This window comes from Corynebacterium sp. AOP12-C2-36, assembly GCF_052379185.1.
Classification (GTDB): domain Bacteria; phylum Actinomycetota; class Actinomycetes; order Mycobacteriales; family Mycobacteriaceae; genus Corynebacterium.
In genome coordinates this window covers 36339-47987 of the sequence record NZ_JBQSYJ010000017.1, presented here as the reverse complement: position 1 = coordinate 47987, position 11649 = coordinate 36339, and the positions used below count along the sequence as shown (strand labels likewise).

General features: G+C 67.9%; 13 protein-coding genes and 1 tRNA gene. 10 read left to right on the top strand and 4 right to left on the bottom strand.

Going from position 1 to position 11649, the window contains the following annotated elements:
• Positions 1-428: 428 nt before the first annotated feature.
• The 7 genes from ACT3UN_RS13340 to ACT3UN_RS13310 all read left to right on the top strand — a co-directional run bounded on the left by ACT3UN_RS13340 (position 429) and on the right by ACT3UN_RS13310 (position 6946).
• Complete coding sequence (locus ACT3UN_RS13340; protein ID WP_444657256.1) at positions 429-668, top strand: hypothetical protein; 240 nt, start codon at positions 429-431, stop codon at positions 666-668.
• 579 nt (positions 669-1247) lie between these two features.
• Positions 1248-2741, top strand: coding sequence for a gamma-glutamyltransferase (locus tag ACT3UN_RS13335; protein WP_444657255.1), 1494 nt, complete (start codon positions 1248-1250; stop codon positions 2739-2741).
• A gap of 347 nt (positions 2742-3088) precedes the next feature.
• On the top strand, positions 3089-3382 hold the full coding sequence (locus ACT3UN_RS13330; protein ID WP_444657254.1) for a hypothetical protein: 294 nt from the start codon (positions 3089-3091) through the stop codon (positions 3380-3382).
• Entirely contained in the window at positions 3379-4236 is an 858-nt protein-coding gene (locus ACT3UN_RS13325; protein WP_444657253.1) for a hypothetical protein, read from the top strand. The genes ACT3UN_RS13330 and ACT3UN_RS13325 overlap by 4 nt, the downstream gene beginning before the upstream one ends.
• Positions 4233-5237, top strand: coding sequence for a poly-gamma-glutamate biosynthesis protein PgsC/CapC (locus ACT3UN_RS13320; protein WP_301441809.1), 1005 nt, complete (start codon positions 4233-4235; stop codon positions 5235-5237). The genes ACT3UN_RS13325 and ACT3UN_RS13320 overlap by 4 nt, the downstream gene beginning before the upstream one ends.
• Positions 5228-6799 carry a gamma-glutamyltransferase gene (locus ACT3UN_RS13315; protein ID WP_441578823.1) on the top strand — a complete coding sequence of 524 codons (1572 nt, stop codon included), beginning with the start codon at positions 5228-5230 and terminating at the stop codon, positions 6797-6799. Before ACT3UN_RS13320 ends, ACT3UN_RS13315 begins: the two co-directional genes overlap by 10 nt.
• Positions 6800-6873: 74 nt before the next feature.
• Positions 6874-6946 (top strand) — tRNA-Ala (locus ACT3UN_RS13310).
• 54 nt (positions 6947-7000) lie between these two features.
• Here the strand turns inward: ACT3UN_RS13310 and ACT3UN_RS13305 are convergent.
• Positions 7001-7567 carry an LGFP repeat-containing protein gene (locus ACT3UN_RS13305; protein WP_301441807.1) on the bottom strand — a complete coding sequence of 189 codons (567 nt, stop codon included), beginning with the start codon at positions 7565-7567 and terminating at the stop codon, positions 7001-7003.
• A gap of 122 nt (positions 7568-7689) precedes the next feature.
• Here ACT3UN_RS13305 and ACT3UN_RS13300 point away from each other — a divergent pair, with 122 nt between their 5' ends.
• Both ACT3UN_RS13300 and ACT3UN_RS13295 read left to right on the top strand, forming a co-directional pair.
• Positions 7690-7860: a hypothetical protein gene (locus tag ACT3UN_RS13300; protein WP_301441806.1), complete on the top strand. Its 171-nt coding sequence runs from the start codon at positions 7690-7692 to the stop codon at positions 7858-7860.
• A 114-nt stretch (positions 7861-7974) separates the two neighbouring features.
• On the top strand, positions 7975-8154 hold the full coding sequence (locus tag ACT3UN_RS13295) for a hypothetical protein (RefSeq protein WP_301441805.1): 180 nt from the start codon (positions 7975-7977) through the stop codon (positions 8152-8154).
• Between the two features lie 19 nt (positions 8155-8173).
• On the opposite strand, the gene ACT3UN_RS13290 is transcribed toward ACT3UN_RS13295, so the two are convergent.
• Positions 8174-9091, bottom strand: coding sequence for an ABC transporter permease (locus ACT3UN_RS13290; protein WP_444657252.1), 918 nt, complete (start codon positions 9089-9091; stop codon positions 8174-8176).
• A 95-nt stretch (positions 9092-9186) separates the two neighbouring features.
• On the opposite strand from ACT3UN_RS13290, the gene ACT3UN_RS13285 reads away from it, so the two are divergent.
• The gene (locus ACT3UN_RS13285; RefSeq protein WP_301441803.1) at positions 9187-9762 is read left to right on the top strand and encodes a TetR/AcrR family transcriptional regulator; all 576 of its coding nucleotides are present in this window, start codon (positions 9187-9189) and stop codon (positions 9760-9762) included.
• On the opposite strand, the gene ACT3UN_RS13280 is transcribed toward ACT3UN_RS13285, so the two are convergent.
• Together ACT3UN_RS13280 and ACT3UN_RS13275 are read right to left on the bottom strand one after the other, a co-directional pair.
• Positions 9722-10726 (bottom strand): DNA glycosylase AlkZ-like family protein, encoded by a 1005-nt coding sequence (locus ACT3UN_RS13280; protein WP_444657251.1) that lies wholly within the window; start codon positions 10724-10726, stop codon positions 9722-9724. The two genes, ACT3UN_RS13285 and ACT3UN_RS13280, sit on opposite strands and share 41 nt — an antisense overlap.
• A complete protein-coding gene (locus ACT3UN_RS13275) occupies positions 10727-11596 on the bottom strand; it encodes a GDSL-type esterase/lipase family protein (protein WP_301441801.1) in 870 nt (289 codons plus the stop codon).
• Positions 11597-11649 lie beyond the last annotated feature (53 nt).

Sequence of the window (11649 nt, the reverse complement as noted above, 5' to 3'; positions counted from 1 at the left end):
TCCTGAAGTCGGAGAAACGTGGTTTGCTCTACTGAGTGTTACGACTCGCACCATCTGATCAGGCATAACGCTTTATCGTGACATGGTGGGGAATCCCCACTAAATAGGCGGCCCTATCAGGGGCCGAGGATGACGCCTGTAGTCCTCCTCACCCCCCACTCAGAGCACCCGCAGGCGACCGCCCAACGGCCTCTACGGTGCGTTTCCGCAGGGGCCGCGACCCTGGAACCCGTACAGACTCCGAAGTCCCCTATGCCAACCGTAGGGGCGCCGGGCAGGGGAGGTGCCCCACGTTCCGTAGCGAAGGTTACAATTCGGTGAACATGTGAGCCGGAGGGTAGATACCGTCCGGGGTATGTGCTTATGGTATCAGCACTGGTTGTTCGGAGGCTGGGTGGTCTCCGCCAGAGCTGCTTGAAAGGTTCATCATGGACATTGCTTCAATCATCGCTGCTATCCAGGCCGCCGGCGAGGCCCTCCCGTTCATCGGTGCTGCGGGTGAGTCCCTGACCGGTTCGGCGGATGCTATCTCTGGTAGCTCCGACGTCATCGCCGGGTCGTCTGAGATTGTGGGCGGCTCCGCTACGAGCGTTGGCGGCTCCGGTGGGATCTTCACGGGTATCAGTGATGCTTTGACCCCGATCGTGGACCTGGTTTCCGGCGAGTAGTTCTGGCGCCGCGTTGGGCGGTTTGCTTCCCCGAACGGTTGAGCTGTTCGGGGTTTCTTCTTGCCTGTTCCAGTCCGCTTTCAGTCCGCTACAGGTTTAGTTGGCCGTGTCGCCGTGTCACACTGTTAGCTCTTTGACCTGCTGTTACGTCACTCTATGTGTTGTTGCTGTTTCGCCGTAACGCCTGGTGCGCGTGTTTTGCAAGCAGAAGGTCAGGGGTTCGATTCCCCTCAGCTCCACTGGAGAAACAGCAGTGACGGGCACCATCCGATGATTCGGAGGGTGCCCGTTTTCTGTGTTCCGTGGGGCACCACCACGTAGGCGCGCACCCGGGGGGGTACGCGCCTACGGCGAAAGGTAGTGCACCATGCCAGGTGCGCCATCGGCGGGTTCATCACGCCCACCGCGCACAGTATAGAACGGGTACTACAGAAAAGCAGGATGAATACCGACCTAAGAATAGAACCACCCCCGCTCGGTAGTGGTCTCACTATTTTCTTCACCGTGGATAGATAATGGCCGGGAACTGTCCGACGGGAAAGTGAGTGCCACGTGAAGAGTCTACGCACCATGGCAATCGTGGCGATTCTCTTCATCGTGCTCGCCGGCGTCACCGTCACCGTGACGTCGAATTTCCAGCGGACCTTCAGCCCCGGGGCGTCCTGCGGCAGTTCCAGGGGCGTCACCGACGCGCGGTCGGCGAAGGGGGACGAGGACGCCGGCCTGGTCGTCACCCCGGACCGCTACGCCTCCGACATCGCCTGCCGCGTGCTGGCGGACGGAGGTAGCGCCGCGGATGCCGTCGTCGCGGCCCAGTTCACCCTCGGTCTCACCGAACCCCAGTCCTCCGGGCCGGGCGGTGGGGCCGTCGCCGTCTACTACGATGCCGCGACCGACCACGTCCGGACGTGGAACGCCGCGGTCCCGGCGCCGCGGGACGGCGGCAACCTGACGGGAGTGCCCCAGACACCGCAGCTGATGCGCACCATGCAGGACGACTACGGTGTCCTGGACTTCGATGCGGTGCTCGCCTCCGTCGCCGAGCTGGCGGAAGACGGTTTCGCCGCCAGCGGTCGGCTGACCGGGGCCCTCGACCGGCGGGTCGACGTCCTCGACGGGATGCCGTGGCCGGGGGTGGACGCCCAGGACCTTCCGCGTGCGGGGGACGTGCTGACCAACCCCGACTACGCCGCCTATCTCCGCGACCTGGACGTCACGGGGCGTATCGAGCCCGAGGCACCGCTGTGCACCGGCTACCGGGACCACCAGGTCTGCGGGTCGGGCTCCACCGGTACCGGCATGATGGTCGTCGGTGAGGCGCTGGGCATCCTCGACCGGGCCGACGTCGGCGACGACCTGAGGCACGTCGTCACCGAGGCCGAGCGGCTGGCCCTGGCCAACGGGAACACCTGGATGCAGGACCCGGAGGTCGACCCCGGGCTGTCCGAGGCCTACGTGGACTCCCTGGTCACCGATCCCGGGCACCTGCAGCAGCAGGCCGACCGGATCGACCCGGACGCGACGCTGGGGTACATCGAGCCGGACCCACTGGTCGGCACCGAAGGCACCTACCTGCCGAACCTGGAGGAAGGGACCTCGCAGATCACCGTGCGTGACGGCCACGGCAGTATCGCCAGCGTGACCACCACCCTGCACCAGCACTTCGGGTCCGGCGTCCTGCGCGACGGCTACTTCCTGAACAACTCGCTGAACAACTTCAGCGCCGGCTCGAAGTCGATCAACCAGCGGGCCCCCGGGGTCCGGCCCAAGACGGCGATGAGCCCGGTGATCGTGTTCGGGGACGGGGAACCCGTTCTCGCCCTGGGCAGCCCCGGAGGCGGGGCAATTCCGTCGTATGTGATCAAGACGATCGTGGGGTTCGTCGACGAGGGAATGTCGGCGAGGGACGCGGTGGACGCCCCGAATTACGGCGCGACGGGACGTGACGCCACTTACATCGAGGAGCCTGGTGTGGGCCACGACAGTGGGCTGAGTGTAATTTCCCGCGAAGGGCGCTATTTTCGCGCCGAAGCGGATGAACGTGCCGGTGGGACGGCACGGGCAGCAGGGTAGGGGTGTCGGGGGCATCCGTCGAATCATGTGTTTTCCCTGGGCACGGGTCCCGGACCACAAGCCCGGCTAATGGTCCATAAATCGCGTTTCGTAACTGAGAAAACAGTGCTGGTGTAACACTTAATTCGGCATTAGTGTGCGGAGTAGAGGGCGCAACTACCAGCATCTTTGTCACGATCCACCTCTGTGGATCGACTTGGCATGTCTCAGGGGAACTTGCCGAAGCCCTAACATTTCGGGTACCTGAAGGAGAATTACCCATGCTCGCTTTTCTGTCCCTGTCCGCACTTGCTGCGACAACCGGGATGGCGGCTTTTCATCGTAAGGAAGTGCGTCACCGTCGTCGGATGGGCGGTCTCGACATCAACGTGCACGTGAACGGAATTCGGGGGAAGTCCACGGTCACCCGCATGATCGGCGGCGTGCTGCGGGAGTCGGGCAAGACCACGATCTCGAAGACCACCGGAACCTACGCCTGCGTGATCGACAGCCAGGCCGGTGAGCGCCCGATCAAGCGCACCGGGCCGGCGAACATCAACAAGCAGTACCGCTTCCTCGCGGAATGGCTGGACGGTGCCGACGACCCGGTCGAGGCCCTGGTCGTGGAGTGCATGGCGGTGAAGCCGAAGTACCAGACGTGATCCTGCGCTCGCCGATCACCGTGCTCACCAACGTCCGGCTGGACCACCAGGAGGACATGGGCGACACGCTCGAAGAGATCGCCGCGTCGCTGTGCTGCACCGTCCCGGAGAACGGGCTGGTCATCACCGGCGAGCGCGACCCGAAACTCGTCCAGATCATCCGTGAGCACTGCGAGGCCCGCGGCTCCCGCCTCGTCGTCGCCGAGGAGACGGAGCTCTCCCGCAGCCTGTGCAACCGGTTCGACTACCGCCAGTTCGAAGAGAACGTGGCCGTCTGCCTCGCCGTCGCCGCCGAACTCGGCATCGACACCGGCGTCGCGGTGCGCGGCATGCTCTCCGCCGAGCCGGACCCGGGAACCACCCGCATCGCCCACGTCCGCGACTCCGAGACCGGACCGTTCTACTGGGCCCCGATGTTCGCGGTGAACGACTGGGAGTCCACCACCCGTGTCTTCCACGACGTCGTCGACGACGACCTCCCGTCCTGCAGGAAGGTGGTGGCGTTGAACAACCGCGCCGACCGTACCGACCGCGCGGCGATGTTCGTCGACCTCGTCGCCACCGACCTCGCCGACGACATCGACCGGGTCGTGCTCTACGGCGAGATCCAGGACGTGGTCCGTCAGAAGCTGCTCAACGCCGGTGTGGAGGACGACATGATCCTCACCACCACCGACCTCGACGGTGAGCAGGGTGCGGACGGCCGCGACCTCGTCGCCCGTGCCCGCGCAGGTTTCGAGGGTGAGGACGTCGCCATCTTCGGCATGGTGAACATCCACACCGACCACGTGACCGCCATGGAGCGTTACGTCGGTCAGCTTGCCGAGGAGCGTATCGAGGCAGTGGCGGCATGACCTACCAGATCATCGGGTCCACTGGGTTCCTCACGGACTACGTGCACGTCACCTTCCTCGTCGGCCTGGTCATCAGCTACCTGTACTTCCGGCGCCGGCAGATCTCCGTCGGCGGCTCGCTGGCCGTCGGTTACCTGGCGTCCTCGCTGTACATGCCGCTCAACGTGCTGTCCACGCTGGTCGCCGCGCTCCTCGGCTACGTCCTCATCAAGTTCGTGATCCTGAAGATCTTCCTGCCGCGTCCGCGTCAGATCTTCGCCATCGGCCTGGGTGTGGGCGTGGGCTGCGGTGCGGTGTGGATGGCCCTGACCAGCTGGCTCCTCGGCGGTCTCTCCCTCGACGGCCTCTCACTGGTCGGCGTGATCGTGCCCGGCATGTTGTGCAACTCCCTGATCAAGCAGGGCGTGGTCCGCACCGTCGTCCCGCTGGCCTGGATGGTGCCGGCCGCGGGTCTGGCCGGGCTCGCGATCACCATGCTGACCTCCACCCTCCTGCCGGGGTCGCTGGCGAACACCATCATCGACACCAACCTCCGGCCCGTGCCGATGCTCTTCCTCATGAGCGCCCTGTCGGTGCTCTTCGCCGTGCTGGTGCAGGAGGGGACGGTGCGCTCGCGCAAGCTGCGCACCGGCGGCTACGTCACCGCCGGCGTCATCGTCAGCGTCCTGACGAGCCCGGGCTACCTCGTCGTGCTGGCCGCAGCCACGCTGCTGGTGCTCGGCGTGTACGTGCCGTACTCGCGCAAGGTCCCGCTGTTCGGCAAGGACCGCTTCGTGATCCTCTGCACCGTCTCGTTCGTGATGGTCACCCTGGTCGAGCTGGTCATGGCGTCGTTCACGGGTGTGCGTTTCGACGGTCCGACGAACGTGGTGTTCTGCGTGCTGCCGGCGATCATCGCCAACGACCTCGTCCAGTACGGGTTCAAGCGCACGTCGGCCGGCATGGGACTGTCGATCGCCGGTTGTGCCGCGGTCGCGGTGCCGGTGATGGTGTGGGGCTGAGCCGCCGGGCGGCCGGTGCCACCGTCGGCACGGTCTCCGTTCTTGCGATGGTCACGGGCTGTTCGACGCCCGAACCTGAGCCGCTGCCGACCGCGTCGCCGGACGCCTGCCTCGACGGCGGGCTCGAGGCGCGTGGCGCCTCCCGCGGTGGCATGGTGTCCACCCCGGACCCGGACGCGACGCGCGCGGCGTGCAGCGTCCTCGCCGAGGGTGGGACGGCCGCCGACGCCGTGGTCGCCGCCCAGTACGTCCTGGGCCTGCCCGAACCGAACTACTCCGGCCCCGGTGGGGGCGGCCTGGTGATCTACCACGACGCGCAGACGGGGGAGACCGCCAGCTTCGACGGCACCGTGTACGCGCCGCAGGACGATGCGTCCGACGATGCGGTGGGGGTGCCGCAGACCGACCGGCTCATGGACTCCCTGCGCCGGGCACATGGTGTGAAGAGCCTGGCGGAGCTCACGGAGCCGGCGCGGAGGCTGGCGTCCGACGGGTTCGTCGTCACCGAACGGCTCGCCGCGGCGATGGACGCGCGCAACGGGATCTTCGAGGAACTCCCCGCCGCCGGGGACGTGCTCACGAATCCGGACTACGCCGAGTACCTGATGGAACTGGAGCCCACCGAAGAGCCGATCGAGCCGTCCGACCCGCTGTGCGTGGACTACCAGGGGCACTCGGTGTGCGGGTCGCACTCCACGGCGACGGGCATGATGGTCGTCGCCGAGGCGCTCGGCATCCTGGACCGGCTGGACCTGGCCCGGCTGACGCCGGTGGCGGGGACGGCGCGGGCCACCGCGCAGCACCTCGTGATGGAGGCCGAACGTATCGCGTTCACCGACGCCAACACGTGGATGGGTGACGGTACCGAGGGGTACGTCGACCAGATCGTCACCGACGACGGGCACCTCGACGACGCCGCGGACTCCATCCGTCAGAAGACCACGCTCAGCGGGCTCGAGCCGCAGGACCTGGACGGTCTCACCGGCGAGTACGAGGACAGCGACGACCAGGGGACCTCCCAGGTCACCGTGCGTGACTCCGCCGGCAGCATGGCAACCCTGACCACCACGCTGCAGCGCAGCTTCGGCAGCGGGAAGCAGGAGAACGGCTACTTCCTGAACAACTCGCTGGACAATTTCAGCGCCGACGCCGACCCCGGTGACCCGAACTACCGCGAGCCCGGTGCGCACCCGCGCACCATGATGTCGCCGGTGCTCGTCTTCGACGGGGACGAGCCGGTCATGGCCCTCGGTTCGCCCGGCGGGCGCAAGATCCCGTCCTACGTGGTCAAGGCGCTGGTGGCGATGGTGGACTGGAACCTTCGACCGGTCGACGCGGTGGACATGCCGAACTTCGGCGCCACCAACCGCAACAGCGTGTACGCCGCGCGCGGAGGTGCCGAGCAGAAGAAGATGCGTGGGCTGCTGGAGGAATGGGGCCACGACCTGGAGGCCGGACGCTTCGACTCCGGACTTAGCGTGATCCGTCTCCGGGACGACCAGGTCGACGGCGCTGCGGACCACCGACGCGACGGTTCCGTCGCCGGGGTCGACCTGGGGTGAGCCGGGGTCAGCCGGTTATGTGCTCCGGCCCGGCCGGGTGTACGATATCCGGTGTTGTCTCCACGTGAGACTTCGGGGCTATAGCTCAGTTGGTAGAGCGTCGCGTTCGCAATGCGAAGGTCTGGGGTTCGATTCCCCATAGCTCCACAGACAAGGAACCCGCCGGTCGTCCGGCGGGTTCCTTCGTGTGTGGGGGAGGTGTTACTCGTTGCCCTCCACGTCGGCGTCCCAGGTGCCGTCCTCGTCCTGCATCCAGGAGATCGTGCCGTTCTCGAACTGCTGGGTCCAGCCCTGCATCGCGTCCCCGGACTCCGGGGCGGTGGGCAGACCGATCTCGTTTTCCAGGCCGCCGTCGTTCGCCCAGGTCTCACCGATCATGCCGATGAGCGGGGTGACTTCGCCGCTGTCGTTCTCCACGGCCCACCCGTTGTCGAACGTGGCCAGGGTCGCGCCGTCGGCGCTCTCCACGTTCTGCACGGCGCCCCACTCGCCCTGCTCGCCGCCTGCCTCGTCGTAGGCGGCCTGCAGGCCCTCGGGGAGCTCGGTGTCGCCTGAGCCCTCTGAGCCCTCGGCGCTCTCGGACTCGGTGGACTCCGCCTCGGTGGATTCGGAGCCGCCCATGGCGTCGGACGCCTCGGCGGCGCCGCTCTCCGCGGCCGAGCTGGCGTCCGAGACGCTGTCGGAATCGTCGTCGCTGCACGCCGCCGCTCCGAGGAGGAGGCCGCCTGCGGCGACGGCGGTGAAGGTGCGTTTGAGAATGGACTTCATGGTGGAACTGCCTTCCGTGTCAAATCGGGGGTGTAGTTCACCTTCCCTTTCTACCTGACGGCGACGAAGCCTGCACGGCTATGCTTGTCGCTGTCATACCCCTCCCACGGAAAGGTCCCCTCATGGACGCCCTGTTCGAACCCATCCTCAACCTGCTCAGCTCCACCGTCGGCCTGGGCTCGTCGATCGCCACCGGCAACCCGATCGGCATCGGCTCCTCCACCCTGGAGCTCGGCTCCTCGGCGATCGACCTGAGCACCGCCGGCTCCTCGGTCCTGGAGGCGCAGGACTGATCAGGTGGGGGTGGCGGGACGATTTTCAGCAATATCCCTTTCCTGGGGAAACGTTCGCCTAGTGTCAACCCCGTCACCGCGTCATAGGACGCTCACACTACGGAAAGGTCCGTCATGGAATCTCTCGTCACCCTCATCGAATCGGTCTTCGCCTTCGGCTCCTCGGCGCTGGAGCTCGGCTCCACCGTGCTCTCCGGGGACGGCTCACTGGCCGTCGGCTCCGGCGTCCTCGACCTCGGATCCTCGGCCGCAGAGCTCAGCGGGGCCGGCTCCGCTGTCGTCCAGGGGAGCTGACCTGAGGGCGCACGCCTGATCAGGCGGGGGTGACGGTGCGGCGGTTCTTGAGTGCCGCCGCGCCGACCAGCGCACAGCCGATCGCGACCCAGGCGAGCAGGACCCACACGGAGTGGGCGATGCCCGCACCGTCGAAGAAGGCCACCGAGCGGGTCGCGTTGCCCGCCGCACCGATCGGCAGGTACTGGCCGATCGCGCCCCAGGGGGAGGGGAGCCACTGCCAGCCCGTGGCGATGCCGGACAGCGGGTTGGACACGAACAGGGTCAGCACCGCGCCGATGCCCAGGCCGGGGGCCCCGATGAGCGCCTCCAGGCCGAGGACGAACAGCGACGTACCGGCGATGCCGAGTGCGAGCACCCCGGCGGTCTCCCAGTAGTTGCCGTCGAAGGTGCCGAAACCGAACTGCAGGATCGCACCCACCGCCAGGCCCGCGGCCAGCGAGAACACCATCGATCCGACGATGCGCAGGCCGTAGCGCATCTTCATGGTGAGCGACAGGACGGCCGCCGACACCATGCCGCCGAAGGCCAGCGGCAGCGCCAGGGCGCTGAGCCCGCCGGCGCTCGGGTCGTCCTGCGTGGTCGGTGCGACGTCCTCCACCGTGGCGTCCATGCCCTCGGCGACGCCGGTGAGCACCTGCGTGTAGGGGGTGCCCGCGCCGGAGGCGGTGTAGACCGTCGCGCCGTCCGCCGCGACGGTGACGGCGCCGACGGCGTCGCGGGAGAGGACGGCGTTCCGGGCGTCCGACGGGTCGTCGTAGGTGGTGACCTCGAACTTCTCGTCGAGCTGGCTGACGACCGCGTCGGGCGCGGAGACGGCGATCGGGATGTCGTCCGGGCCGGAGTGCATCTGCGGGGAGAGGAAGGCGAGCAGCATCAGTGTGACCGCGGCCGTGAGGCCGAGGATGATGCCGCCGAGCTTGAGCGTGGTCTTCATGAGGGACTCCTGCATGGTAGCGTGATAAATGGAACAAGGCGCTCCGTTTTTGTGGAGCGTAATCCTCCGGTTACCGAGATGCAAGAGGAGAGCCGATGCGAGCCGACGCACGGGAGAAACGGGCGGCCCTGCTCACCGCCGCCTGGGACCTATTCGCCGAGGACGGGCCCGAGGTGCCGCTGCGCACCGTGGCCGCACGGGCCGACGTGGGCATCGCCACGCTCTACCGGCACTTCCCGACCCGGGAGGACCTCATGGTCGGGCTCATCGAGGACATGGCCGGACGCGTCCTGGCCATCATCGAACGCCATGTCGCCGACTGGGACGGGGGGTCGGAGGGGTGGCGCAACTTCGTGCACGAGATCGCCGCGCTGAAGGTCGCCGCGCTGGCAGAACGCTCCATCGCCGTGATCCCGGTGGACGGCCGGGTCTGGGTCGAGACCGAGCCCGTGCGCGAGGAGTTCCTGGCGGCCTACCGCACCATCCTCGACCTCGCCGCCTCCAGCGGTTTCGTGGAGGACGACCTGTCGCCGTGGCGCTTCCACCTCGGCCTGGCGGCGGTGTCACGCCCCATGCCGGAGAAGGCCGAGCGCTTCGCGCCCGGTCAGGCAGACTGGTTGATCGACACCTTCATCGACGGGTTGCGGGGTAGGCGCGCAGCGCTCGGCTGACGTCGCGTCGCGCCGTCGCGCTGAGCTCCCGGAAGGGGGCCACGTCGGAAGACGACGAGGACGACCAGGTCGCGATGAACTTCCCGCCGCGCACCACCGTCCGGCGGAACACCCCACGGTTGCCGGGGGCGACCTGCTCGTGGTGGTCGGACGCCAGGAAGGACAACCGGTCGCGGTACCCCAGCATCACCTCGTCGAAGGCGGGCAGTGCGAAGGTGCCGTGGGCCCGGCGGGAGACCGCGGCGAGTTCGTCGTACAGGCCCGGACGGTGGTGGAGCCCGTCGGTGGTCTCGACCTCGCCGGCGATCTCGGCGAAGGCGTCCTTCACCACCCGCTGGGAAAGCTTCGTCCACCACGCGAAGTCGCGCAGGTCCGCCGGGCCGTGGCCGGTGAGGTAGCGCAGCAGCAGCTCGGCGGCGGGGGAGCGGTCCGCGGTGTACGGCACCGCCGTGGCGGGGACGATGAGCTGGTCGGCGCCGTCGAACGGTCCGTAGACGGCGGTGCCGTGCAGCATCATGTCGCGGATCATCAGGTAGCGGAAACCCCGGTCGTCCGGGAAACCGTGGCGGGCCCACAGCTCGCCCAGCCCGGCACGGGTGAGGCCCGGGGAGCCCAGGAAGACGTCGTGTGCGCGGGTCACCTCGGCCCGGGAGAACCCCTCCTTCTCCCAGCGCCGGGCGGACTCACGGCGCTGCTGGCCGGCGCACAGTTCGGTGACCCAGCCGACGTCGCGGGCGGACAGGGCGAATACGGTGGAACGCATCGGGTAGCCGCGGACGACCTCCCCGGCGTCGAAGGTGGCGCGCACGTCCGTGCTCTTCGGCAGTCGCAGCGCCAACGACGCCAGCACGCCGGTGAGGTCCTGGCCCTGCATCGGGCCCATGGCCTCCAGCAGGTGGACGGCGGAGTCCGCGGGGGAGAGCAGCCCCTGCGCGACCAGCCGGGCCTCGACCAGCGAGGGCATCTAGACGGCGCGGGACATCCGGTCGGCGATGAAGGTGGAGCCCTTCAGCGACGGGTGGATCATCATGTTGTAGTTCGGGGTGGTGGTGTCGAGGATGCCCGCCACGTACCGGTTCTGGTCGGGGGAGCAGGTCGCGTTGCCGGCGGACTCGGTCTTCAGGTCCACGAAGGACGCGCCGATCTGGCGGGCGGCCTCCTGCTGGTTGCCGCGCAGCCAGATCTCCACGTCGCTGAGCACCGGGATCGGCAGGCCGGCGGGGAAGTTCGGGACCACGTTGGCGAAGCAGAACATGCCGTTGGAGGTGATCGCCATCTGCCCGGCCATCACGATGCGCGCACCCGGGGCGGCGGAACGCACCTTCGCCGCGGCGGCGCGCACGTCCGAGAGGTAGCGGTTGCGCACGTCGCCCGGGTCCAGGAAGTTTGCGCCGTTGTCGGTGCCACCGGGGCCGAAGTTGTTCATCCCGTAGTTCAGCACCACGGTGCGGGTGCCGCGGTGGATGTCGCCGGCGTTGACGGCGCGGTCGATGCGGCCCAGGGCGCTGTGGGAGGTCATCCCGGAGCAGGACCAGTCGGTCACCGCCAGGCCGTGGCGCTGCTGCATCAGCCGCGGCCAGTTGTTCGGCGCCTGCAGGCAGTTGCCGCCGACCGGGTAGTTGTCGGGGACGAAGCCGTCGATGCCGCGCAGGGTGTTGTAGTACTGGTCCGGGTTCGCCGCGTAGGAGTCACCCATGACCACCACGTTGCCGGCCGGGGCAGCGGTCGCCATGGGTGCGGTGGCGAGGCCGAGGGCCACGGCGAGTGCGCCGACCACCGCGGTCGTCGCTCGGAAGAGTCGGTTGCGGCGGGGCTTGGCACGGTGGGTCGTCACGTCTTTGGTCCTCTCGAAACGCGTGCGGGCACGCGGGTGCGCTTGAAACAGTC